This window comes from Microbacterium sp. NPDC087591, assembly GCF_044743625.1.
Classification (GTDB): domain Bacteria; phylum Actinomycetota; class Actinomycetes; order Actinomycetales; family Microbacteriaceae; genus Microbacterium.
In genome coordinates this window covers 35,234-59,504 of record NZ_JBIUWU010000002.1, presented here as the reverse complement: position 1 = coordinate 59,504, position 24,271 = coordinate 35,234, and the positions used below count along the sequence as shown (strand labels likewise).

Here is a 24,271-nt window from a genome sequence, read left to right as displayed (position 1 = left end):
GCGGCCGGAGTGGGGTCACTCGCCGAACTGCGACTGCGCGTTCGACAGCAGCTCCTCCATCGTCATCTGACCGTTGTAGACGCTGACCAGGTTCGGCTGGATGTAGCTGTCGAGCTTCTGCCAGTTCTTGGTCATGTACAGCGGCACGGTGTCGCCGAACGCCGCCTCGAAGACGGACTTGACCTGCTCGCGGTACTCCTCATCGATGGACTCGAAGTAGAGCGGCTGCGACGAGATGCGGGCCGGGTAAGACCGGCCGGACGAGGCGATGTAGTCCTGCGCATCCTCACCGAGCAGCGACCCCAGCACCTTGAGCGCTGCCTCGGGGTTCTCGCAGTTCGCGGAGATGCCGTAGCCGGAGCCGAGGATCGGACCGGGGTTGCCATCGACACCCGCGGGCAGCGGGACCATTCCGGCCGCGAAGCCGGACTCGTTGTTCAGGTAGCTCACGGCGTTCCAGGTGCCGTCGACCGCCATCGCGGCGTTCCCACCCGTGTACTGGTTCTCACCCCATCCGGTGTCGGATGCGGACGAGACGGGAGCGGCGACCTTCTTCTCGGTGACCAGTCCCGCATACCAGGTGGCGGCGTCGACGAAGTCCTTGTCGTCGATGTGCAGCGTGCCGTCCTCGGACGCAGGCTGCGTGGCGGAGTATGCGATCGGCATCGACATCCACTGGTAGCCGCCCATGCCCATCCCGAAGCCGTACTTGCCGTCCTTCGTGGCGTCCGCGGCGATCGCGTCGAAGTCGTCGAACGTCCAGCCGATCTCCGGCGTGGCCGCTCCTCCGGCCGTCAGCAGGTCCTGGTTGTAGTAGACGAGCATCGTCGCGACGTCGAAGGGCACGCCGTAGACCTTGCCCTCGAAGCTGAGGATGCCGTCGGCGCTCGGGTTGAATTCGGCCCAGTCGATGCCGGCCGTCTTCAGATCGGCGTCCGAGAGCTCACGGAACCCGCCGGTGTAGCCGCCGAGCTGCGCGCCGCTCATCCCGGTGATGCAGGCCATGTTCCCGCTGGCCATGTTCGTGGTGAGCTTCGTGAAGAAATCGCTCCACGGCGAGGTCTGCAGCTTGATCTTGACGTCGGGGTTCTGCTCCTGGGCGAACGCGACCTGAGCCTCGAGGGCCTCCACGTCCGTCTCACTGCCGGCCCACATGTCGACGACGATGGTGTCACCGTCTGCGGAACCGCCGGCGCTGCCGGTGCTCGCGCATCCGGTCATCGCCACGGCGACGCCCGCGACCGCGGCCACGGCGCCTACGCGCATCTTCTTCATTGAATGTCTCCTCGGGAAGGAAGGGAGGTTATTTCGGGAGTCGAAATAACCTAGTAGGATTTCGTATGAAGTTACGCTGTCACACTTCTCAGGGCCGTGCAAGCCGAACATCCGATGTTTATCTGTCCTTGATAATTCGTAACCTTCACGAAACAGACACCACCCCGGATACGCTGAGCCGTGTTCCGACACGAAGGATCCTCATGACGAACCCCGCCGATCGACCCGCTGAGGATCCGCATTCACGACGCATCCTCGACCTCGTCGCCCGTGGGGAGGCCCGCTCCCGCAGTGAGCTCGCCGCCCGCCTGGGGGTCGCCGCCTCGACGGTCGGACTCCGCGTGCAGACCCTTCTCGACGCCGGCGTGCTGGAGGAGGCGGGCGCGGGGACGTCGAGCGGCGGGCGCAGACCTCGTGTGCTGCAGATCGCCGGAGACGGCATCGTCCTCTCGGCCGATCTCGGCGGCGGCCACGCCCGTGTCGGACGCCATAGCCTGAGCGGCGCACTCCTCAGCTCGCGCTCCATCGAGATCGATCTGACCGACGGCCCCGAGGCCACGCTCGCCCGGGTCGCGGGGATCTTCGACGCCCTCACCGATGGCGCCAGGATCCATGCGATCGGAGTGAGTCTGCCCGGCCCCGTCGACATCGAGACCGGTTCCGTCGACCAGCCGTCTCGCATGCCGGGGTGGCCGGGATTCCGCGTCGGCGAGCACCTCTCGGCACGTTACGACGCGCCGGTCGTGGTCGACAACGACGCCAACCTCGCCGCACTCGGCGAACACCGTGAGCAGTTCGGCCACACGCATCACAGCATCACCGTGAAAGCGGGCACCGCGATCGGCAGCGGCATCATCGTCGACGGTCGCGTGCACCGCGGCGCGACGGCAGCGGCAGGAGACATCACCCACACCCGCATCGACGGCAGCGGAGACATCCCCTGCTCCTGCGGCAACACCGGCTGCCTCGAGACCGTCGCCAGCGGGGCGAGCCTGGTGCGGCAGATGCGCGCACGCGGCAACGACCAGGTGCGCACGACCACCGATGTGCTCACCCTCGCCCGCGACGCCGACCCCGAGGCCACCACGCTGGTGCGGACGGCGGGGACGCATCTCGGCCAGGCGCTCTCCGGCGTCGTGAACTTCTTCAACCCGCACGCCGTGTTCCTCACGGGGAGCATGAGCGCGTCCGAGCCGTTCATCGCGGCCGTGCGCAGCAGGGTCTATGAAGCCTGCCACCCCCTGGCCACGCAGCGCCTGCGGATCGAGGCCGCCACGACCGGTGCCGACGCCATCCTCCATGGCGCCGCGCGCCTCGCCCTCGAGGGACTGGACATCCCGGTGACGACCGACTGAACCGGCGCCACCGGGCGGGTCACCACCGGGCGGGTCACTCCCCCGGCGTCGTCATTCCGCTGTCAACGTCAGCTCGATCACCGGCAGCAGCACATCGGGGCGCTGCACGGGCAGGTGCACCGTCAGCGTCCCCTCGTCCTCGCCGGCCGGAGTCATGAGATCGGCCTGCTGCTGCGGATCCGACACGCTCGTCTTGAGCCAGGAGCCGTCGTTCAGCAGCCGCGCGTACGAGACGCGCCCCGCCAGTCCAGGCAGGTGCACGAACCCCAACGGCCAGGCGAAGAGATGCAGGTAGAGCCGATCGCCACGGCGCGTGTACACGCCTTCGCGCGGTGGAGCGAACGGAGCGTGACCGGCGCCGATCACGGCGTCGCGGTGCAGAGCCATCCAGTCGCCGATCTCGCCCAGCGTCGCGGCGTCGCGCGGCGCGATGGCTCCGCGCCCGTCCGGGCCGATGTTGAGGAGCATGTTGCCTCCCATCGACACGGAGTCGACCAGCATCTGGGTGAGCATCGTCGCCGACTTCTGATCCGTGTTGTCGCGGTGGTAGCCCCACGAGCCATTGAGCGTCTGACAGGCTTCCCAGGTCAGCGGCACACCGTCTCGTTCGATGGGCGCGGTGGGCTGGTACTGCTCGGGGGTGACGAAGTCGGCCGGGATCCCCAACCGGTCGTTGACGATCATGTCGGGCTGCAGTTCGCGGCACAGCGCGAGCAGTGCATCCGCGTCCCAGTCGTCCGGCCCCTTGCCCGCCCAGCCGTCCTTCTCCTCGGGGTAGGTGAAATCGAAGAAGAGGTAGTCGATCTCCCCGTAGCCCGTGAGCAGCTCGCGCACGTGCCCGTGCAGATACTCGCGATACCGCCCCATGTCGCGCCCCTCGTTCAGCGCTTGGGCGTTCTCGTCGTCCCGGCGGGGGTGATTCCAGTCAACGGTGAAGTCCGGGTGATGCCAGTCGATCACCGAATGGTACAGACCGACCTTGAGCCCCTCGGCGCGCACCGCCTCGACGAACTCCCGCACCAGGTCCCTGTCGACGGCGACGCGTGACGTGAAGTCGGTGAGCTGCGAGTCCCACAGGCAGAACCCGTCGTGGTGCTTGGTGGTGAGCACCACGTAGCCCATGCCGGACTCCTTGGCCGTGCGCGCGATGGCCCCGGCGTCGAAGCGGTCCGGATCGAAGTGATCGAAGTACTGCCGATAGTCGTCGTCGGTGAGGCGTTCGTAGTTCTGCACCCACTCGTGCCGCGCAGCGGCGCTGTAGAGGCCGAAGTGGACGAACATGCCGAATCGGGCCTCGTCGAACCAGTCGTCAGTCATCATTCCCTTTCGAAGTCGAGTATCTCCATCCTGGCACAGACATCCGATGTCTATCGAGCGGACCTCAGGGAAAACGAAAGAACGGGCACCCCGAGGGGATGCCCGTTCCTTCGACTGTCGAATCAGCGCGTCAGCGCGTCAGCGCGTCAGCGCTGAGTCAGCGCGCGGCGCTGCCGTCGACGTAGTCCTCGTCCTGCTGCTTCCACGCGAAGAGCGAGCGCAGCTCCTTGCCGGTGACCTCGATCGGGTGCTGCTCTTCCTTGGCGCGCAGAGCCAGGAACTCCTCGGCACCGTTGTCCTGGTCGTCGATGAAGCGCTTCGCGAACGCGCCCGACTGGATGTCGGCGAGCACACCCTGCATGCTCTCCTTGACGCGAGCGTCGATGACGCGCGGACCCGAGACGTAGTCACCGAACTCTGCGGTGTCGGAGATCGACCAGCGCTGCTTGGCGATGCCGCCCTCCCACATGAGGTCGACGATCAGCTTGAGCTCGTGCAGCACCTCGAAGTACGCGATCTGCGGCTGGTAGCCCGCCTCGGTCAGCGTCTCGAAACCGGCCTGCACGAGGTGGCTGACGCCACCGCAGAGCACGGCCTGCTCGCCGAACAGGTCGGTCTCGGTCTCCTCCGTGAAGGTCGTCTTGATGACACCGGCGCGGGTGCCGCCGATCGCCTTCGCGTACGAGAGCGCGAGGTCCCAGGCCTTGCCCGATGCGTCACGCTCGACGGCGATGATGTCGGGGATGCCGCGACCGGCGACGAACTCGCGGCGGACGGTGTGTCCGGGGGCCTTCGGCGCGACGAGGATCACATCGACACCCTCGGGGGCGTCGATGTAGCCGAAGCGGATGTTGAAGCCGTGCGCGAACGCCAGCGTCTTGCCGGCGGTCAGGTTCGGCGCGATCGACTCGCTGTAGATCGTGCGCTGGTGCTGGTCCGGCGCGAGGATCATGATGACGTCGGCCCACTCCGTGGCCTCGGCGACGGTCTTGACCGGGAAGCCGGCCTCCTCGGCCTTCGCGGCGGACTTGGAGCCCTCCTTCAGCGCGATGGCGACCTCGACACCCGAGTCGCGCAGGTTCTGCGCGTGGGCGTGACCCTGCGAGCCGTAGCCGACGATCGCGACCTTCTTGCCCTGGATCAGGGACAGGTCTGCGTCGGCGTCGTAGAAGATCTCGGTGCTCACGTGTGTTTCTCCTTGTTCGTGGTTGATGCGGGACCGATCGGCCCCTGAGTTCTGGGTGGGGTTCAGCCGCGCAGGACGCGCTCGCTGATGCTCTTGCCGCCGCGGCCGATGGCGAGGAGACCGGACTGGGCGATCTCCTTGATGCCGAACGGCTCGAGTGCCTTCAACAGCGCCTCGACCTTGCCCTTGTCGCCGGTGACCTCGACGACGAGCGCATCCGGTGCGTAGTCGACGACCGAGGCACGGAACAGGTTCACGACCTCGATCACGTTGGAACGGGTGGCGTTGTCGGTGCGCACCTTGACCATCATGTGCTCGCGCTGCACGGAGGTCGAGAAGTCGAGCTCCACGATCTTGATGACGTTGATGAGCTTGTTCAGCTGCTTGGTCACCTGCTCGAGCGGGAGCTCGTCGACGTCGACGACGACCGTGATGCGGGAGATGCCCGGAACCTCGGTCACACCGACGGCGAGGGATTCGATGTTGAAGCCGCGGCGGGCGAACAGCCCTGCGACACGGGTCAGAAGACCGGGACGGTCCTCCACCAGCAGACTCAGCACGTGGGTCGACATGTCTCAGACCTCCTCATCGAACGACGGCGCGTGGTCACGCGCGTACTGGACGTAGCTGTTGCTGACGCCCTGGGGAACCATCGGCCAGACCATGGAATCGGCACTGACGACGAAGTCGATCACGACCGGGCGGTCGTTGGTCTCCAGCGCCAGCTGGATCGCGGCGTCGACCTCCTCCTCCTTCTCCACGCGGATCGCGAGACAGCCATAGGCCTCCGCGAGCTTCACGAAGTCGGGGATGCGGATCGTGCCGTGACCGGTGTTCAGATCGGTGTTGGAGTGGCGCCCGTCGTAGAACAGCGTCTGCCACTGACGCACCATCCCGAGCGACGAGTTGTTGATGATCGCCACCTTGATCGGGATGTTGTTGATCGCGCAGGTGGCCAACTCCTGGTTGGTCATCTGGAAGCATCCGTCGCCGTCGATCGACCACACGACGCGGTCGGGCTCTGCGACCTTCGCGCCCATCGCCGCCGGGACCGAGTAGCCCATCGTGCCGGCCCCACCGGAGTTGAGCCAGGCGTTGGGACGCTCGTACTTGATGAACTGCGCGGCCCACATCTGATGCTGACCGACACCGGCCGCGTAGATGCCCTCAGGGCCGGTGAGCTCACCGATCCGCTGGATGACGTACTGGGGAGCCAGCAGCCCGTCGGTCGTGGGCGCGTATCCGAGCGGGAACTCGGTGCGCAGACCGTCCAAGTACGACCACCACTCCTCGATGTCGGGCTTGGCGCCCTCCGTCGCTCCGCGGAACGCGGCATCGAGGTCGATGAGGACGTCGCGCACGTCACCCACGATCGGCACATCGGCCATGCGGATCTTGGAGATCTCCGCGGGGTCGATGTCGACGTGCACGACCTTGGCGTTCGGCGCGAAGAGCGCCGCCTTGCCGGTCACGCGGTCGTCGAAGCGTGCGCCGAGCGACACCAGGAGGTCGGCCTCCTGCAGCGCCAGGACAGCCGGGACCGTGCCGTGCATGCCGGGCATGCCCAGGTGCTGCGGGTGGGAGTCGGGGAAGGCACCGCGGGCCATGAGCGTCGTCACGACCGGCGCACCGGTCGACTCGGCGAGCTCGAGCAGCTCGGCGGACGCGCGTCCGCGGATCACGCCACCTCCGACGTAGAGCACCGGCTTCTTGGCGGAGGCCAGCAGGGCGGCCGCGGCCTGGATCTGCTTGCCGTGCGCCTTGGTGACCGGGCGGTAGCCGGGGAGGTCGATCTTGGGAGGCCACACGAACGGCGCGATGGCCTGCTGCGCGTCCTTCGTGATGTCCACGAGCACGGGACCGGGGCGGCCTGTCGACGCGATCTCATACGCGGCGGCGATCGCACCGGGGATCTCGGCCGCGTCCTTCACGAGGAACGAGTGCTTGGTGACGGGCATCGTGATACCCACGATGTCGGCCTCCTGGAAGGCATCCGTCCCCATCAGGGTCGAGAACACCTGGCCGGTGATCGCGAGGAGCGGCACCGAGTCCATGTAGGCGTCCGCGATCGCCGTGACGAGGTTGGTCGCACCGGGGCCGGAGGTCGCGATGCACACGCCGACCTTGCCAGACGCGGACGCGTAGCCCTCGGCGGCGTGACCGGCACCCTGCTCATGACGGACGAGGATGTGACGCAGGTCCTCGGCGTCCATGAGCGGGTCGTAGACGGGAAGGATCGCGCCGCCCGGCAGACCGAACACATCGGTCACCCCGAGCAGCTCGAGCGAACGGACGACGGCCTCGGCGCCGGTGATCTCCGGCGCTGCGGACTGGCGGGCGGGTGGTCTCGGCACGGCCGAGACGGAATCAGCAGTCATGATGTTCCTTCTTGGTGGTCTGTGGAGCCGTAGTCATCCGGCGAAGGATCCTGAACGATGTCGAAGGATCAACCGGTGGTCGCGCCCTCTGCGGCGGACCGCACGAGACGCGAGTACTTGGCAAGGACGCCACGGGTATAGCGCGGGGGAAGCGGCTCCCAGCCAGAACGGCGGGAGGCGAGCTCCGCCTCGTCGACGAGTAGGTCGAGAGAGCGAGCTGCGATATCGACCCGTATCAGATCACCATCGCGCACGAACGCGATGGGACCTGCGTCCACCGCTTCGGGTGCTATGTGGCCGATGCACAGGCCGGTTGTGCCGCCTGAGAATCGTCCGTCTGTCAAGAGTAGTACATCTTTTCCGAGTCCCGCGCCCTTGATGGCCGCCGTGATGGCGAGCATCTCGCGCATGCCGGGTCCACCCTTGGGCCCCTCGTAGCGGATCACGACGACGTCTCCGGCCTTCACCTCGCCGGCCGCGAGAGCATCCATCGCGCCGCGCTCGCGCTCGAACACACGGGCGGGGCCTTCGAACACGTCGGCATCGAAGCCTGCCGACTTCACGACAGCACCCTCGGGGGCGAACGAGCCGTGCAGGATCGTGATTCCGCCGGAAGCGTGGATCGGGTTGTCGAACGTGTGGATCACATCGCCATCGACGGGGTCCGGGTTGAGATCGCGGAGGTTCTCGGCGACCGTCTTGCCCGTCACGGTGAGCGCGTCTCCGTGCAGGAGCCCTTCGTCGAGCATCGCCTTCATGATGACTGGGATGCCGCCGTGACGGTCGACGTCGTTCATGACGTACTTTCCGAACGGCTTCATGTCTGCCACGTGCGGCGTCTTGCTGCCGATGCGGTTGAAATCGTGCAGGCTGAGGTCGATCTCCGCTTCGCGGGCGATCGCCAGCAGGTGCAGCACGACGTTGGTCGACCCGCCCAGCGCCATCGCGAGGGCGATCGCGTTCTCAAAGGACTCCTTGGTCAGGATGTCCTTCGTGGTGATCCCCTGCCGGAGCAGGTTCACGACGGCCTCGCCGGAGCGGTGCGCGAAGTAGTCGCGCCGACGGTCGGCCGAGGGCGGTGCGGCGGATCCGGGAAGGCTCAGCCCCAGCGCCTCAGCGACGGACGCCATCGTGTTCGCGGTGTACATGCCGCCGCACGCTCCCTCGCCGGGGGCGAAGGCGCACTCGATGCGCTTGAGGTCCTCTTCCGTCATCCGACCGGCCCGGCACGCGCCGACGCCTTCGAACGAGTCGATGATCGTGATGTCCTTCTCGGTGCCGTCCGAGAGCTTGACCCATCCGGGCGCGATGGATCCGGCGTACAGGAACACGCTGGACAGCCCGAGTCGCGCGCTGGCCATGAGCATGCCGGGGATCGACTTGTCGCAGCCGGCGAGGAGCACGGATCCGTCCAGCCGCTCGGCCATGATCACGGTCTCGACGGAGTCCGCGATCACCTCACGTGAGACGAGGGAGAAGTGCATCCCCTCGTGGCCCATGGAGATGCCGTCCGAGACGGAGATGGTGCCGAACTGCAGCGGGTATCCCCCGCCGGAGTGCACGCCCTCCTTCGCGCCCTGAGCGAGACGGTCGAGGCTCAGGTTGCACGGCGTGATCTCGTTCCAGCTGGAGGCGATGCCGATCTGGGGCTTTTCCCAGTCCGCATCGCCCATGCCGACGGCACGGAGCATGCCGCGAGAGGTCGTCGCCTCGATGCCGTCCGTGACGACGCGGCTACGGGGCTTGATGTCGATGGGCGCGCTGGGGGCCGACTCGTTCGAGGACATGCAGGAAGTCTATTCCTGCAGGGCGGCTCGCTCGTCCGCCAGCGCCTCCAGAAGGAGGGCGATCTGTTGTGGGTTCTCCACACGGATCGCGGCGGCGCTCTCACCGGGCCCGACCCGCACCCCCAGGTCGCCGTCGCCGAGCACGCGCATCGCGTCCTCATCGGTCACATCGTCTCCGGCGAACACGATGCCGGTCGCGCCGAGACGCTCGCGCAGGGTCGCCATCGCGGCGTCCTTGCCCTCGGTGCGCGACGAGAACTCCAACACGCGGTGGCCGGCGCGGCGACGCCAGTGCGGGAACCGTGCCGCGACGAGCTCGTCGATCTCCGCGAAGACCTGCTTCTCGACCTCGCGGTCGGCGCGACGCGTGTGCACGCCCATGCCGAAGGTCTTCGGCTCGAACTCGGCACCCTCGTGACGCTCGATGATGGGGCGCGCCGCCGCCCAGAGCTCTTCGCGCGCGCCGTCGTCTGCTGTCTCGCCAGCGGCGTCGGCCCCGCCGTCGCCGGGGAACCAGTACTGCGCGCCGTGGGAGCCGGCGAGCACGATCGGGGAATAGTCGTCGTGCTCCGTGATCTCACGGAGGTCGTGCAGGCTGCGGCCGGACACGTAGGCCACGACCGTGTTCGGCAGCGCAGCCAGTCGCGCGACCTGCGCGGCGACCTCGGGAAGGGCGCGCGCGGCCATCGGATCGGGCACCAGAGGCGACGCGGTCCCGTCGAAGTCGAGGGCGACGACGAGCCGCTCGGTGGCGGCCACCGCGCTCACGTCGGCATCGGGCGCTCCGGGGGTCCACACGCGCGTCACAGGGTCTCCATTCTCCGCAGGGTTCTTCTCACGCCGGAGGTTCGCCTCCGGCAGGGGATCTCGAACGAGAGTTCTTCTCCAGTATGGCCGTGCACGACTCGGCGGCGTGCTCAGCGCGGGTGGACCTCCGCCAGCGCCTTCAGGAACGACGATGACCACGCGTCCACGTCGTTGTCGAGCACGCGGCGGCGCAGCGAGCGCATCCGCCGGGACTGCTCGGAGGGAGACATCTCGACCGCGGTCATGATCGCGTCCTTGACACCCTCGATGTCGTGCGGATTCACGCGCACCGCCTGCCGGAGCTCGTCCGCCGCCCCCGTGAACTCGCTCAGCACCAGGACACCGCGGTTGTCCGCTCGGGTGGCGACGTACTCCTTGGCGACCAGGTTCATGCCGTCGCGCAGAGCGGTGACGAGCATCACATCGGCGGCGAGGTACAGCGCCACCATCTCCTCGCGCGGATATCCCTGGTGGAGGTACCGGATGGCGGTGTGCCCCATGGTGTCGGTGTCGCCGTTGATGCGGCTCACGGCGAGTTCGATCTCGTCGCGCAGGTGCACGTACGCGTCCACGCGCTCCCGGCTGGGGCTGGCCACCTGCACGAGCGTGACGTCCTCGACCTTGAGGCGCCCCTCGGCGAGGAGCTCACCGTACGCCTTGATGCGGTGACGGATGCCCTTCGTGTAGTCCAGGCGGTCGACCCCGAGCAGGATGCGGGCGGGGTTGCCCAGGCTCGCACGGATCTCGGCGGCGCGCGCCTTGACGTCCTCGCGTTGGGCGAGCTCGATGTACGGCGCGGTGTCGATCGAGATCGGGAAGGCGCGGGCGACGGCCGTCCTCGTCGATCCGTCGCTCTCGACCACCGTCACGTGCGAGCCCTTCACCTCGTAGCGCAGCCGTCGGCGCACCGCGGTGAGGAAGTAGGTCGCGTCCTGAGCCCGCTGGAAGCCGATGACGTCCGCGCCGAGAAGGCCACGCAGCACCTGGTCGCGCCAGGGCAGTTGCGCGTAGAGGCCGTGCGCGGGGAACGGGATGTGGTGGAAGTAGCCGATGGTCACGTCGGGGCGCAGCTCGCGCACCATCTGCGGCACCAGCTGCAGCTGATAGTCGTGCACCCAGACCGTGCCGTCCTGCGCCACGGCGGCCACAGCGGCCTCCGCGAACCGCCGGTTCACGGTCTCGTAGGCGTCCCACCATTCCCGGTGATACTGCGGTGGGGCGATGACGTCGTGGTACAGCGGCCAGATGGTGTCGTTCGCGAAGCCCTCGTAGTACTCAGCGACCTCGGAGGCGCTGAGCGGGACAGGGATGAGGTTGATGCCGCCGTTCTCGAACGGCTCCATCTCGGTGTCCGGCTGACCCGCCCACCCGACCCAGGCGCCGTTCACGTTGCGCATCATCGGCTCGAGCGCCGCGACCAGACCGCCGGGCGAGGTCCGCCATCCGACCTCGCCATCAGGGCCTTCCACTCTGTCGACCGGCAGCCGGTTGGCGACGACCACGAAATCTGCAGCGACCAAGATGACTCCTCACGCCAGCGGTAGCTCCCAGGCTATCGAGGTTGGCGGCCTCCCGGCGCCCGACGCTCAGGCGGCGACGGTCCGGCGGCGCGTGCGGGAGCTGCTGAGCACCCAGTTCAGCAGGCCGGCGCCGAAGGCCACGGCCGCCGCGAACATCGGCAGCACCAGGGCAGCGGACGTCCCGACGTTCTCGGCGATCTCCCCAGCCACGGCGGCGCCGATCGACTGTCCGACCACGATCCCCGACCCCAGCATCGTCATCACAGTGGCGGAGCGGCCGCGCGGGCTGAGCGCCGCGCCGAAGCTGTACTGGGTGACGAGCGTGGGGCCGATGCCGATGCCCATGATCGCCAGCGCGAGCATCATCATCTCCGGCGAGTCGACCAGACCCAGCAGGAGCGACCCGGCGAGCAGGATGCCGGAGAACACCAGCCAGCGTGCCCGCAGCGAGAAGGCAGGGGGCAGCCACGCGACACCGAGCGCGAGAACCGCCGAGCCGACGCCCATGACGCCGTACAGCAGCCCCGCCTGCTCTGCCGCGTCGCGATCGGCCATGAACGAGGTCAGCGAGGTGAGCATGGTGCCGAAGAAGATGCCGACGCCCAGGATGCCGAGGATCACGACCAGGAGCTGCGGTCGGAACAGCTCCGACGCCGGCGACAGCGCCTTGCCGTCCTCACCGCGGTCGCGGGAGACGTGGCGGGCACTGGGGTGCAGGGCGAACGCGCCCACGAACACCACCGTCAGGATCGCGGCGCCGACCAGCGGTGCCCACGGCGCGATCGCGGACGCCAGGATGCCGACGATGAACGGTCCGAACACGAACACGGTCTCGTCCGCGGCCGACTCGTACGCCATGGTGCCTGAGACCGTGCGCGGCTGTCGGCTGTCCTCCACCCGCTCGCGGATCAGGGTGACCAGGCGCGAACGCGACAGCGGCGATACCTGTGGAGCGGTCGCGCCGATGCCGATCGCCGCGATGAGCACGAGTGCGTCCGGGGATTCGCCGTACACGACGACCGTGAACAGCAGCAGCATCGTGCCGTTGGCCAGGGCGACGATCAGCAGCACCACACGCTGTCCGAAGCGGTCCGCCGCCGCACCGAGCAGCGGCCCGAAGCAGGCCGTGCCCAGGCCGACCGCGGCGGAGGTGAGCCCTCCGAGCGAGAGCGAGCCGCGCGCGGACACGACGACGGTGAGGACACCGACGACCATCATGGCGAACGGCAATCGCGCGATGAAGGCGATCAGGAAATAGGGGAAGCCGGCGATCCGGAAGAGGGTCGGCTCGGCGGAGGTGTGTGTCTGGGTCATGGCTCTCGCGCGCCCGAAGACGCGAAGTCGGGTGCCGCCGCTGTCCGCCGAGAAGTCGGCGGCCGGTAGATACACGGTTATGCGGCCGCGGGCCTGCCGCGACCCCTCCATGGTAGCCGGTACCGGGCAGGAGCGCTCATGTGACATGGCGGCTCCGGTCCGGCCGACGGTTGTCAAGGCTCGGGACCGAAGCCGCATATGCCGAGTAGCGTAGGGACATGCGCTACCTCTTCAGCACTGGACTCATCGCAGCGATCTCTGCCGGGGTATCGCTCCTGCGCGGCACGCGGAGCGAGCCGATCACCTGGCGCGCAGCCCTCTCCTGGGTGAGCTGGGGGATCACGATGGCGCTGGCGGTCGGCGCCGTGGTCGACATGCGTCGGGAGCGCCGCGGCATCGTCGTCGACGCGGACTCACCGCAATCGGTCAAGAAGTCGAAGAAGGCGCAGCGCCTGCAGTTCCGGTCGCAGAAGGCGCTCGCCGACGCGCAGGGGCACGCCAAGGACAAGCGCTCCTGAGACGCGCTCTTCGTCGCACCCCGACGCGATGAGCGCCGATCACCGCGTCAGGATGAGCGCCTCGCCCTGACCGCCTCCTCCGCACAGGCCGACGGCGGCGGTTCCGCTCCCCCGCCGTGCGAGCTCATGCGCCAGGTGCACGACCAGACGGTTCCCGGAGGCGCCGATGGGGTGCCCGATGGCGATGCCGCCACCGTGGATGTTCACGACATCGGAATCCAGGCCGAGCTCGACCTGAGAACGTGCGACCACCGCGCCGAAGGCCTCGTTGATCTCGACGAGGTCGAGATCCGCGGGCCTGATGCCCTGCTTCTCGCACGCCTGCTCGATCGCTCTGGCCGGCTGCGCCTGCAGCGAGTTATCCGGTCCGGCGGTCTGTCCGCTCGCTCCGACCGTCACCAGGACCGTCCATCCTTCGGCATCCGCCCGTCGCCGTGACGTGACGACCACGGCCGAGGCGCCGTCCGAGATGGGCGAGGAGTTCCCGGCCGTGATCGAGCCGCCCTCGATGAATGCGGCACGCAGCCCCGCGAGGGTGTCGAGCGTCGTCTCGGGGCGCACGCCCTCATCCGCGGTCACTGTGATCGGCTCGCCACGGCGCTGAGGCACATCCACCGGGACGATCTCGGCGTCGAACACGCCCGCCTCCCGCGCGGCCGCTGCACGCTGGTGCGACAGCGCGGCCACGGTGTCCTGCGCCGTGCGGGTGAGCTCGTACCGGGCGTTGTGCCGTTCGGTCGACGCCCCCATGCTCTCCTGGTCGTAGGCATCGGTGAGCCCGTCGAACGCCATGTGGTCGAGCACCTCCACGCTGCCGTAGGCCCAGCCGTCGCGTGAGCCCATCAGCAGGTGCGGAGCTCGTGTCATGGATTCCATACCCGCGGCGACGACGACCTGCGCGTCACCGGTGCGAATCATGCGCGCGGCGTCGATGATCGCGGTGAGCCCGGAGAGACAGACCTTGTTCACCGAGTGCGCCGGCACATCCCAGCCGATGCCCGCACCGATGGCGGCCTGTCGTGCGGCGTTCTGCCCCGACCCGGCGGCGAGCACCTGTCCGACGATCACGGCGTCGACGGCGGCAGGTTCCACCGCCCCCTGCTCCAGAGCGCCGCGGATCGCGAAGGAGCCGAGCTGCGGCGCGGTGAACGCCGAGAGCTGGCCCTTGAGGCGACCCTGCGGGGTGCGGGCGGCCGCGACGATCACGATGTCGTCGGCGGTGGAGTCGTTCTCAGTCATTGTCCACTCCTGTCGTTGCGGTCCGGAGCGCGTCCGGGATGATCAGCGGCGGCTCGGTGGCCGCGACGACCTCGTCGACGGTCACGCCAGGCGCGGTCTCGACCAGGATGAGTCCCTCCGGAGTCACATCGATCACGGCCAGGTCCGTGATGATCCGATCCACGACCCCGCGGCCGGTGAGCGGCAGCGAGCAGTCATGCACGATCTTCGCCGAGCCGTCTCTCGCCAAGTGCTCCATCAGCACGATCACCGTTCCGGCGCCGTGCACGAGGTCCATGGCGCCACCGGGCCCCTTGACCATCTTCCCCGGGATCATCCAGTTCGCAAGATCGCCCGACGCCGAGACCTGCATCGCCCCGAGGATCGCGGCATCGATCTTGCCGCCGCGGATCATTCCGAAGCTGGCTGCGGAGTCGAAGTACGCCGCTCCAGGGAGCACCGTGACCGTCTCCTTGCCCGCGTTGATGAGGTCGGGGTCGACGGCGTCCTCGTGCGGGTAGGGACCGACGCCGAGGATGCCGTTCTCGGACTGGAGCACCACCGTCACGGCCGAGGGCACATGGTTGGGCACGAGTGTGGGCAGCCCGATGCCGAGGTTGACATAGGCCCCGTCCCGGAGTTCGGCCGCGGCGCGCGCGGCCATCTCATCGCGCGTGAGTGCCATGTCAGGCTCCTTCCGCGGCGACGGTGCGCCGTTCGATGCGCTTGGGGATGTCGGAGCCGACCTCGACGATCCGGTGCACGTACACGCCGGGCAGATGCACGTGATCGGGGTCGAGTTCGCCCGGCTCCACCAGCCGCTCGACCTGCGCGATGCAGATGCGTCCGGCCATGGCGGCCAGCGGGTTGAAGTTGCGGGCGGCCTTGTTGAAGATCAGGTTGCCGTGCCGGTCACCGGCCAGGGCGTGCACGAGGGAGAAGTCGGTCGTGATCGCCTCCTCCAGCACGAAGTCGCGCGGCGTGCCGTCCAAGTCGAAGCTGCGCACGTCCTTGGTCGGAGAGGCGACAGCGATCGTGCCGTCCGCGTTGTACCGCCGGGGCAGTCCGCCCTCCGCCACCTGGGTGCCGACACCGGTCTGCGTGTAGAAGGCCGCGATACCCGACCCTCCGGCACGCAGCTTCTCGGCGAGCGTCCCCTGCGGAGTCAGCTCGAGCTCGAGCTCGCCGGTGAGGAACTGGCGTTCGAACTCCTTGTTCTCCCCCACGTAGGAGGAGGTCATCTTGCGGATGCGGTGCGCCCCGAGCAGCACCCCCAGGCCCCAGTCGTCGACGCCGCAGTTGTTGCTGACGACGCTGAGCCCGGACGTGCCCTGTGCCAGAAGCGCCTCGATCAGCGCGATCGGATTGCCGGAGAGACCGAACCCTCCGACCGCGAGCGATGCCCCGTCCGGGATGTCGGCGACCGCCTCGGCAGCTGTGGACCATTGCTTGTCGATCACGTGCACTCCTTCGAAACGCGTCCTGCGTCCAGCCTGGCGCGTGAACCGTCGCAGCGGAAGCAAGTTCTTGCGATGTGGTCGCTTCGCGCAGTAGCGTCCACATTATGGAACCGGCATCCGGAGGAGTCCCCGGCGCACAGTCGATCGCACGCGCGGCGCACCTGCTGCGCCTCGTCACGGCCGCCGGGGCCGAAGGGGCGGCCCTCCACGACCTCGCACGGGACGCCGGGCTCACCAGATCGACCACTCACCGCCTGCTGACGGCGCTCAGAGCCGAAGGGCTCGTCGATCGCGATGCCGACAGCACGCGCTGGATGCCTGGCCCCGAACTGTTCCTGATGGGCTCCGTCGCCGCCGCACGGTATGACGTCACGGGTCTGGCGCGGGACATCGTCCGCTCGCTCGCGGTGAAGACCGAGGAGAGCGCGTTCTTCTCGGTGCGCCGCGCGGATGAGACCGTGTGCCTGCTCCGCGAAGAGGGAGCGTTTCCGATCCGCTCCTTCGTGCTCAGCGAAGGAGTGCGCTTCCCGCTCGGCGTCGCCAGTGCCGGCCTGGCGATCCTGGCCTTCCTGCCTGACCACGATGTGGATGCCTACCTGGAACGCCATCCCGACCTCGGCAGCGCCTGGGGCGGGACTCACGGGGAGCGCCCCCTGCGCGCCCGGCTGGCGGAGACCAAGGAGCGCGGCTACGCGATCAATCCCGGCCTGATCGTCGAAGGGAGCTGGGGCATCGGCGCCGCCGTCTTCGACCGGGCGGGGAGACCGGAGTGGGCACTGAGCCTCACGGGAGTCGAGTTCCGATTCGGCCCCGACCGGATGGCGCAGCTCGGGCGGACGCTTCTCGCGCACGCGCACGAGCTCTCCGCGCGGATCGCCAACGCCCGACGCTGAGGCGAATCTCGACGTCGGATCGTTTACATACCAACAGGTATATACTTCTTGGTATGAATCGTGTGGACGTCATCCCGTCGATCGTGCTCTCCGCCTATGCGCTGGCCCGGATCGCCGCCCAGGATGCGGGCAATGAGGCGCCCGCCGCGCAATGGCGGGTGCTGAGCCTGCTCGATCAGCAGGGTCCCCAGCGCGTGGGGGCCCTCGCGAGCGCCGCCCGCACCACGCAACCCGGCATGACACGCCTGATCGGCGTGCTGGAGCGCGAGGAGCTCGTCCTGCGCTCACCCGACCCTGAGGACTCGCGAGCCACGATCGTCGACATCACGACCGCCGGCTCGGCCGCACTGCGTGCCTGGCGTGCGGAGTTCCGCGACACCCTCGCCCCTCGGTTCGCCGGGGTGAGCGAGGAGGAGTGGCAGGTCCTCGAACGTGCGGCGGAGATCCTCGACATCCACACCGACACCGCCGACAAGACAGGAGCAGCACGGTGAACACCGCCGCCACCACCCCCACCGCATCCCCCTGGAAGCAGCCGGCGCAGGTCTGGGCGGTCGCCTTCGCCTGCGTCGTCGCCTTCATGGGCATCGGGCTGGTCGACCCGATCCTCCCGGCGATCGCCGAGTCCCTGCAGGCATCGCCGGTCGAGACCGAGCTGCTGTTCACCAGCTACCTCCTGGTGACGGGCCTGGCGATGCTGGTGACGAGCTGGATCTCGAGTCGCATCGGCGCCAAGGCGACCCTGTTGATCGGTCTCGGGCTGATCGTGGTCTTCGCGCTGTTGTGCGCGCTGAGCGGCAGCGTCGACGCCGTCATCGGCTTCCGCGCCGGCTGGGGACTCGGCAACGCCCTGTTCATCTCGACGGCCCTGGCGACGATCGTCGGCGCCGCGTCCGGCGGCAGCAGCGCCGCGATCGTGCTGTACGAGGCGGCGCTCGGCCTCGGGATCGCGATCGGCCCCCTGCTGGGCGGCCTGCTCGGAGAGCAGAGCTGGCGCGGTCCGTTCTTCGGCGTCGTCGTCCTGATGGCGATCGCCTTCGTCGCCGTGCTGGTGCTCGTGCGCGGCGGGTCGGAGAAGCGCGTACCGGTCCCCTTCTCCGCACCGTTCACGGCACTCCGCCGGCCCGCCCTGGCCGTGCTGGCGGTCGCCGCGCTGTTCTACAACATCGGCTTCTTCGTGCTCCTCGCCTTCTCCCCGTTCCCGCTCGGCTTCGGCGCGATGGGGATCGGCCTCACGTTCTTCGGCTGGGGTGTCGCGCTGGCCGTCACGAGCGTGTGGGTCGCGCCCGCCCTGATGCGCAGAATGCCGCGCACGCGCATCATCCTGCTCTTCCTCCCGCTGCTCGCCATCGACCTCGTCGCGGCGGGGCTGCTGGTCGGCAGCGCCACGGCACTCGTGGTGTGCATCGTGATCGGCGGGCTCCTCCTCGGCGTCATGAACACGGTGCTGACCGAGGCTGTGATGGAGGCGACCGACCTGCCGCGCTCCGTCGCCTCGTCGTCGTACTCCGCCGTCCGGTTCCTGGGCGGAGCCATGGCCCCGCCCATCGCGGCGTTGCTGTGGCACGCGTTCAACGCGACCGTGCCCTACCTGTTCGCCGCCGCCGCCGTGCTGATCGCCGCGTCGACCGTGTTCCTGGGTCGACGTGTGCTCGCCCACATCGACGACGAGGCCGTGGATGCGCCGGCCGAGGATGCTGCGGCGATCCTGGTCGGCGACGCCGCCTGATCTCCCGCGGCCGATTCGATACGGTGGGGCGATGATCGATGTGACCTCGCTCCCCGAACGCAGCAGGCTGGTGCACCAGCACCTCGCGGAGGCCGGGATCGACGCCGAGATCCGCGTCCTTCCGGACTCCGCGAGAACCGCGCCTGAGGCCGCCGCCGCGATCGGCTGCACGGTCGCCGCGATCGCCAACAGCCTGGTCTTCCTCGCCGACAGCGAACCGGTGCTCGTGATGACCAGCGGCGGACACCGCGCCGACCTCGAGACCCTCGCCGCCGAGATCGGTGCCGGAACTGTCGCCATGGCCCCCGCAGCGACCGTGCGAGCCGTGACCGGCCAAGCCATCGGGGGCGTGGCGCCCGTCGGACACCCGGCACCGATCCGGACCTACATCGATGAGGCGCTCCGTGCGCACGACACCGTCTGGGCTGCCGCCGGTCATCCGCACACGGTGATGCCGCTGACGTTCTCTCAGCTCACGGCCCTGACGTCGGGAACCGTGGTCACCGTCGCCTGATCCGCACGCCACTCGATCCAGCACCTCTCCGCGCCCGGCGTCGGGTGGCCGGGCACGGAGAGGCACGATCAGAGCGTCACTTCTCGGAGCGCACCCGCCTCGCGACGGCCGCTCCACCGGTCAGTGCGAGTCCGAGCAGCATCACCGCCCCGCTGGCCCACAGGAGCCCGACAGGAACGTCGGTTCCCGTGGATGCGAGCCCACCGGTCAGCGGCAGCTCGGTCGGCGGGCTCGGCTCGACTGCCGGCGTCGGCGTCGGGGTCGTCGGAGTCGTCGTCGGAGGGGTGGTCGGGGGCGTCGTCGGCGGCACGACCGGCGTCGCCGTGTTGGTCAGCGTGATACCCACTGCCGCTCCCGCAGCGATCGTGATCTCCGCCTTGCCGTCGGCGAGGGCGCGGACGCCGGTCCCCGAGAACGCAGGTGTCCCCCAGGTCACGCCGTCGATCGTCGGCAGGTCGATCTCCTCGAGGGTGATGACCGTGCCACGAGGGAGTGCGATGCTCGTCGCCGACGCACCCACCGTGACCTCGAGCTCCTTGCGCACCACCGGGTCGCCGTAGGAGTACGCCACGTCGAACACGGTGCCCTCAGGCACGGTCGCCGCACCCTCACCGGCGAGCTGCTTCTGGATCGAGAAGCTCCCCGACGTCCCTCCGGTGCCCGCTCCGCCGCCCGAAGCCGTCCACACCTGCGCGGCGTGCACGACGACCCCACCGATATCGGCGACGTTCGCGAACGAATCGCCCGTCGCGCCGTCGGTGGGCACGGTGTAGTACTTCACCACGTAGTTGCGCATCGGATCGATCGGCCCCCCGATCTCCACGTGGAACGAGTCGCCAGCGGCATCCCATCCCCCGGTCCAATCGGTGACCGCCTGACGATCTCCGCCTGCGGCGTCGGTGCTCCACACGGTCAGCGTGCCGTCGATGTTGTGGTGCTCGCCAGAACCCGCGCCCGGCGGCGTCAACGTGTCATCGATCTTCAGAGGGTCGACTCCGGCGAAGGTCGCCCCGGGAATCATCAGCTGCCAGGCGAGCCGACCGTCCGCCGTCTGCCACGCCCACTTCTCCGGCGCAGTCGGAAGCGGATCCCCGATGATGCCTCCCCCAGGGATCGGCACGGGCACGACTTGTCCGTCGACGGTGAAGTCGACGGTCGTGTCGGTCGTCTCCTCGGCAGCGGAGACCAGGAACCAGAGCGAACCGGAGATGTCCGTCCGCCCGTCGACGTAGTCGGTGAGCGTGCAGGTCACGACGGCCTGGGTTCCCGCCGACACGGTGCAGTTCGCGACGGTCTGCGTGGGATCGTCCTCTGCCGGCACCGCGAAGGAGCCGGTGAATCCGGCGAACTCGGCCGGCAGAGTGAACCCGAACGTCTGCCCGGAGACGGCTCCGTCCGGCACCGACCACGAGGCATCCACGCGGAGGTGTTCGTTGACCGTGGTCTCCCCGCTTCCATCGGTCGTCGTCACGACGATCGACGCCGGATCGATGGCCGCGGGATAGTCGTAGTCGGCGGCCAGCGCCGCAGAGGCGCCCCAGCCCGCCATCGTCATCACTGCCACGATCGCCGTGGCGACGACAGCCCCCGCGGATCGGATGCGCGACGCGCGTCGTAAGTGCATTCCCATAGGTGTTGTCCTCCAGTCACCTCTCGACTCTGCCTGCGCAGAGACCCCGGTTATGAGACCACAGGGAGGCACCGCTGTTACGCGATATACCGGAACACGTCATGACCAGGGTCCAACGCGTGCGCACATCGATCTCGCACTGGGCTGGGCGCGCGGTCGTGAACGCGGGTGGTGAAGCGCACGGCAGAGCGAGAATCGCGGGGGCGACCACGGCTTTCCGCCCTCGATTTCACATGCCGCCCGTCGGCTGGTAATGTAATTCCTCGGCCGGGGTCATCCCGGAAAACGCACCTCTAGCTCAATCGGCAGAGCAACTGACTCTTAATCAGTGGGTTCTGGGTTCAAGTCCCAGGGGGTGCACGGATCAGCCTCACGAATCTCTCGCCAGATTCGCGAGGCTTTTCTGCTTCCTGCAGAAGAGTCGCGCCAGGTCTGGCGCCTCCCGCTTCGTGACGTCCCACGACGTCCCATCTTTTGCGGACGACTATCCTGGGATCGTGACCGTCTCCTCCCCCGCTGACGCCCTCCGCGCTGACCTCGAACTCGCCCTCCGGCTCGCCGATGCGGCCGACGCGCAGTCCTTGCCGAGATTCGACGTGGCCGATCTGGTGGTCTCCACCAAAGCCGACAGTTCGCACGTCACCGACGCCGACCTCGCGACGGAACGCGCGATCCGCGCGATCCTCGCCGCTGAGCGTCCGGGGGACGGCATCTTCGGTGAGGAGTTCGGTGCAGAGGGCGACACGCACCGACAGTGGATCATCGATCCGATCGACGGCACGGCGAACTTCCTCCGCGGTGTCCCGCTGTGGGGCACCATGATCTCCCTTGCGATCGACGGCGAGCCGCAGGTCGGCGTCGTCAGCATGCCGGCGCTCGGACGTCGCTGGTGGGCGTCCACCGGCGCAGGCGCCTGGACGGCCACCGATGGGGATCCCCGCCGACTCGGAGTCTCCGCTGTCGCGTCGCTCGACGAGGCGAGCGCGAGTTTCCAGAGCATCGCACAGTGGGCGGATGCCGGGCACCTCGACGACCTCGTGCGCCTCTCCTCCCGCGTCTGGCGCGACCGCGCGTACGGCGACGTCTACTCGTACATGCTGCTCGCGGAGGGGCGACTCGAGATGGTCGCCGAGTTCGACGTCAAGGAGTACGACATCGCCGCTGCGGTCCCGATCGTGCGCGAAGCCGGCGGGCGGATGACCGCCTACGACGGTTCTGAGACGATCTCGGCCCGATCGACGCTCGCAACCAACGGCGTCCTCCATGAGGCGTTCCTCACCCTGCTGCACGACTGATCAGAACCATGAGGCCCGCGATGATCCCCCGCATCACCTCCGCGACGGCGGGAGCGCTCCTTCTTCTCGCCGTCCTCACCGCGTGCACCGGTACCGCCGAACCGGCGCCATCACCGACCGCTGACTCCTCGACTCCGACCCCCCGGGCAACCTCCGTGCCGATCGACTCCCCTGCCCCCGAGGAGCCGGATGCGGAGCTCACCTGCGAGTCGATGATCTCGGCAGGCACAGTCGAGGCACTCACGACCGCCGGGTGGACCGCGAAGCCGAAGGACTTCGTGATCGGCGACGTCGAGCTCAGCGACGGTCTGCTGTGCTTCTGGGCGGACTACGCGGTCGGATCGGACCACGGGCAGCTCTACGGCTGGTCGGCGATCACGACCGAGGATGCGACCGCAGCCCAGGACGCACTCCTGGCCTCGGGGTGGACGCGCGAAGACGGCCCTGAGGGGACGTACATCACGGAGGATCCGCAGTACTCGATGGGCACCGATGACGATGGGTACGGGATGACGTACCTGTTCCACGACGGGTGGGTGAAGCTGGCCGACACCCGCCAGGGCCTGGTCCTGATCGAATGGGCCGGCTGACCGGGTCCAGCGTCCACGCACTCGCCTCGTGCGATGTCGGTGACCCGTGCGACGCTCGACGCATGGCAGACATCGCCCTGCGCCTCTGGAACGACCAAGACCTCTGGCTGCTGCACCGTGCGAACACCGCCGAGATGACCGCACATCTGAACGGCCCGGAGACCGATGCCGAGGTCGTCGATCGTCACGCCCGCTACCTCCGCTACGTCGAGACCGGCGAAGCGCGGATGTTCGCCATACTGCAGGGAACGCGCGCCGTCGGATCCATCGGCTACTGGCACCTGCGCTGGAACGAGCACGACGTGTTCGAGACCGGGTGGTTCATCCTCCCGGAAGCCCAGGGGCACGGCCTCACTCGTCGTGCGCTCGCCCTGTTGCTCGACGACGTGCGCCGCCACCGGGGAGCCAGACGCCTGCTCGTCGCGTTCCCGGAGACCGACAACCCTGCCTCGAATGCGGTGTGTCGCGGCTCCGGCTTCCGGCTGCTCGGTACCACCACCGCGACATTCCGCGGCGCCGATCTCGTGATGATCGAGTGGGTGCTCGATCTCGCGGATTCCGCCGCCTCGTAGGCTGATCGCATGTCTCTCTTCACCGGCCTCAGCGCGTTCCCACTCACCCCGTTGCACGACGACATGGTCGATGAGCGCGCCTTCGCCGGCCTGGTGGAACGTCTTGCGCGGGCGGGGGTCGACTCGATCACCGCGCTCGGTTCCACGGGGTGCGCGGCCTATCTCAGCCCGATCGAACGCGCACGCGTCGCCCGCCTCGCTGTCGAGCACGCCGACGGCACACCCGTGTTCGTCGGCATCAGCGCTCTCCGCACCTCGGAGGTCCTCAGCCATGCAGAGAGCGCCGAGAAGGCGGGAGCTGCCGGCCTGCTCCTGGCGCCCATGACGTATCAGCCGCTGACTGCCGAGGACGTGTTCGGGTTGTACCGAACTGTCACCGCGCACACCGGGCTCCCCGTCATCGTCTACGACAACCCCGGAACCACCCACTTCAGCTTCTCGAACGAGCTCTACGGACGCATCGCCGAGCTTCCCGGGATCGCGTCGATCAAGATCCCCGGGGTTCCCCGCGATCCGGTGGGCGCCCGCGCACACGTCGCCGCGATCCGCGCCGTGCTCCCGGCCGGGGTCACCGTGGGAGTCTCCGGCGACGCCTTCGGCGCTGCGGGCCTCGCGGCGGGCTGCGATGCCTGGTACTCGGTCGTGGCCGGCACCCTGCCTGCTCCCGCCGTGGGGATCACCCGGAGCAGCCAGGACGGCGCCGTCGACGCAGCCGCCGCCGAATCGATGCGTCTCGCACCGCTGTGGGATCTTTTCGCGGAGTTCGGAGGCAGCCTGCGGGTGATCGCGGCCATCGCCGAGCACCTGAGGCTCGCTCCGCCGCGGAGCCTGCCACTCCCGATCCGCGGACTGGACGATGAACAGCGGGGCCGCGTCGCCGCCGTGCTCGAAGAGCTCGGGCTGACGGGCTGAC

23 protein-coding genes and 1 tRNA gene are annotated in these 24,271 nt (G+C 68.6%); 11 read left to right on the top strand and 13 right to left on the bottom strand.

Annotated elements, in window-relative coordinates:
- Window positions 1–15: 15 nt before the first annotated feature.
- Window positions 16–1,275 carry an ABC transporter substrate-binding protein gene (locus tag ACIOVG_RS10840; RefSeq protein ID WP_400872934.1) on the bottom strand — a complete coding sequence of 420 codons (1,260 nt, stop codon included), beginning with the start codon at window positions 1,273–1,275 and terminating at the stop codon, window positions 16–18.
- Between the two features lie 203 nt (window positions 1,276–1,478).
- Here ACIOVG_RS10840 and ACIOVG_RS10835 point away from each other — a divergent pair, with 203 nt between their 5' ends.
- Window positions 1,479–2,630, top strand: coding sequence for an ROK family transcriptional regulator (locus ACIOVG_RS10835; RefSeq protein ID WP_400872931.1), 1,152 nt, complete (start codon window positions 1,479–1,481; stop codon window positions 2,628–2,630).
- 51 nt (window positions 2,631–2,681) lie between these two features.
- Here the strand turns inward: ACIOVG_RS10835 and ACIOVG_RS10830 are convergent, their stop codons facing one another.
- The 8 genes from ACIOVG_RS10830 to ACIOVG_RS10795 form a co-directional block, all read right to left on the bottom strand.
- Entirely contained in the window at window positions 2,682–3,947 is a 1,266-nt protein-coding gene (locus tag ACIOVG_RS10830; protein ID WP_400872928.1) for an alpha-L-fucosidase, read from the bottom strand.
- Between the two features lie 157 nt (window positions 3,948–4,104).
- On the bottom strand, window positions 4,105–5,133 hold the full coding sequence (gene ilvC / locus ACIOVG_RS10825; RefSeq protein WP_247629926.1) for a ketol-acid reductoisomerase: 1,029 nt from the start codon (window positions 5,131–5,133) through the stop codon (window positions 4,105–4,107).
- Window positions 5,134–5,195: 62 nt separating this feature from the next.
- A complete protein-coding gene (gene ilvN, locus ACIOVG_RS10820; RefSeq protein ID WP_141872233.1) occupies window positions 5,196–5,705 on the bottom strand; it encodes an acetolactate synthase small subunit in 510 nt (169 codons plus the stop codon).
- Between the two features lie 3 nt (window positions 5,706–5,708).
- Window positions 5,709–7,511 carry an acetolactate synthase large subunit gene (locus tag ACIOVG_RS10815; RefSeq protein WP_400872923.1) on the bottom strand — a complete coding sequence of 601 codons (1,803 nt, stop codon included), beginning with the start codon at window positions 7,509–7,511 and terminating at the stop codon, window positions 5,709–5,711.
- 68 nt (window positions 7,512–7,579) lie between these two features.
- Window positions 7,580–9,298 (bottom strand): dihydroxy-acid dehydratase, encoded by a 1,719-nt coding sequence (ilvD, locus tag ACIOVG_RS10810; RefSeq protein ID WP_400872920.1) that lies wholly within the window; start codon window positions 9,296–9,298, stop codon window positions 7,580–7,582.
- A gap of 9 nt (window positions 9,299–9,307) precedes the next feature.
- A complete protein-coding gene (gene otsB / locus ACIOVG_RS10805; RefSeq protein WP_400872917.1) occupies window positions 9,308–10,105 on the bottom strand; it encodes a trehalose-phosphatase in 798 nt (265 codons plus the stop codon).
- 110 nt (window positions 10,106–10,215) lie between these two features.
- Window positions 10,216–11,625 (bottom strand): trehalose-6-phosphate synthase, encoded by a 1,410-nt coding sequence (locus ACIOVG_RS10800; protein WP_400872914.1) that lies wholly within the window; start codon window positions 11,623–11,625, stop codon window positions 10,216–10,218.
- A gap of 66 nt (window positions 11,626–11,691) precedes the next feature.
- Window positions 11,692–12,939 carry an MFS transporter gene (locus tag ACIOVG_RS10795; RefSeq protein WP_400872911.1) on the bottom strand — a complete coding sequence of 416 codons (1,248 nt, stop codon included), beginning with the start codon at window positions 12,937–12,939 and terminating at the stop codon, window positions 11,692–11,694.
- Between the two features lie 218 nt (window positions 12,940–13,157).
- Between ACIOVG_RS10795 and ACIOVG_RS10790 the strand changes: the two genes are divergently transcribed.
- Window positions 13,158–13,457, top strand: a complete 300-nt coding sequence (locus tag ACIOVG_RS10790) for a hypothetical protein (RefSeq protein ID WP_400872909.1) — start codon at window positions 13,158–13,160, stop codon at window positions 13,455–13,457.
- A 39-nt stretch (window positions 13,458–13,496) separates the two neighbouring features.
- On the opposite strand, the gene ACIOVG_RS10785 is transcribed toward ACIOVG_RS10790, so the two are convergent.
- Genes ACIOVG_RS10785 through ACIOVG_RS10775 form a run of 3 tightly spaced genes read right to left on the bottom strand, consistent with a single transcriptional unit; the run spans window position 13,497 to window position 16,135 of the window.
- Window positions 13,497–14,696 (bottom strand): acetyl-CoA C-acetyltransferase, encoded by a 1,200-nt coding sequence (locus ACIOVG_RS10785; RefSeq protein WP_400872906.1) that lies wholly within the window; start codon window positions 14,694–14,696, stop codon window positions 13,497–13,499.
- Entirely contained in the window at window positions 14,689–15,360 is a 672-nt protein-coding gene (locus tag ACIOVG_RS10780) for a 3-oxoacid CoA-transferase subunit B (protein ID WP_400872903.1), read from the bottom strand. Before ACIOVG_RS10780 ends, ACIOVG_RS10785 begins: the two co-directional genes overlap by 8 nt.
- Window position 15,361: 1 nt before the next feature.
- Entirely contained in the window at window positions 15,362–16,135 is a 774-nt protein-coding gene (locus tag ACIOVG_RS10775) for a CoA transferase subunit A (protein ID WP_400872900.1), read from the bottom strand.
- A 104-nt stretch (window positions 16,136–16,239) separates the two neighbouring features.
- Here ACIOVG_RS10775 and ACIOVG_RS10770 point away from each other — a divergent pair, with 104 nt between their 5' ends.
- Genes ACIOVG_RS10770 through ACIOVG_RS10755 form a run of 4 tightly spaced genes read left to right on the top strand, consistent with a single transcriptional unit; the run spans window position 16,240 to window position 19,271 of the window.
- A complete protein-coding gene (locus ACIOVG_RS10770) occupies window positions 16,240–17,028 on the top strand; it encodes an IclR family transcriptional regulator (protein WP_400872898.1) in 789 nt (262 codons plus the stop codon).
- Between the two features lie 53 nt (window positions 17,029–17,081).
- Window positions 17,082–17,522: a MarR family winged helix-turn-helix transcriptional regulator gene (locus ACIOVG_RS10765; RefSeq protein WP_400872895.1), complete on the top strand. Its 441-nt coding sequence runs from the start codon at window positions 17,082–17,084 to the stop codon at window positions 17,520–17,522.
- A complete protein-coding gene (locus ACIOVG_RS10760) occupies window positions 17,519–18,757 on the top strand; it encodes an MFS transporter (protein ID WP_400872893.1) in 1,239 nt (412 codons plus the stop codon). The genes ACIOVG_RS10765 and ACIOVG_RS10760 overlap by 4 nt, the downstream gene beginning before the upstream one ends.
- Window positions 18,758–18,788: 31 nt before the next feature.
- Window positions 18,789–19,271: a YbaK/EbsC family protein gene (locus ACIOVG_RS10755; protein ID WP_400872890.1), complete on the top strand. Its 483-nt coding sequence runs from the start codon at window positions 18,789–18,791 to the stop codon at window positions 19,269–19,271.
- A 76-nt stretch (window positions 19,272–19,347) separates the two neighbouring features.
- Here the strand turns inward: ACIOVG_RS10755 and ACIOVG_RS10750 are convergent, their stop codons facing one another.
- Complete coding sequence (locus ACIOVG_RS10750) at window positions 19,348–20,901, bottom strand: Ig-like domain-containing protein (RefSeq protein WP_400872887.1); 1,554 nt, start codon at window positions 20,899–20,901, stop codon at window positions 19,348–19,350.
- Between the two features lie 287 nt (window positions 20,902–21,188).
- Between ACIOVG_RS10750 and ACIOVG_RS10745 the strand changes: the two genes are divergently transcribed.
- The 5 genes from ACIOVG_RS10745 (at window position 21,189) to ACIOVG_RS10725 (ending at window position 24,270) form a co-directional block, all read left to right on the top strand.
- Window positions 21,189–21,261: transfer RNA gene (locus tag ACIOVG_RS10745), tRNA-Lys, on the top strand.
- Window positions 21,262–21,398: 137 nt separating this feature from the next.
- Window positions 21,399–22,196: an inositol monophosphatase family protein gene (locus ACIOVG_RS10740; protein WP_400872884.1), complete on the top strand. Its 798-nt coding sequence runs from the start codon at window positions 21,399–21,401 to the stop codon at window positions 22,194–22,196.
- Between the two features lie 20 nt (window positions 22,197–22,216).
- Complete coding sequence (locus ACIOVG_RS10735; protein WP_400872881.1) at window positions 22,217–22,786, top strand: hypothetical protein; 570 nt, start codon at window positions 22,217–22,219, stop codon at window positions 22,784–22,786.
- Between the two features lie 62 nt (window positions 22,787–22,848).
- On the top strand, window positions 22,849–23,358 hold the full coding sequence (locus ACIOVG_RS10730; protein WP_400872878.1) for a GNAT family N-acetyltransferase: 510 nt from the start codon (window positions 22,849–22,851) through the stop codon (window positions 23,356–23,358).
- A 9-nt stretch (window positions 23,359–23,367) separates the two neighbouring features.
- A complete protein-coding gene (locus ACIOVG_RS10725) occupies window positions 23,368–24,270 on the top strand; it encodes a dihydrodipicolinate synthase family protein (RefSeq protein WP_400872875.1) in 903 nt (300 codons plus the stop codon).
- The last annotated feature ends 1 nt before the right edge of the window (window position 24,271 follow it).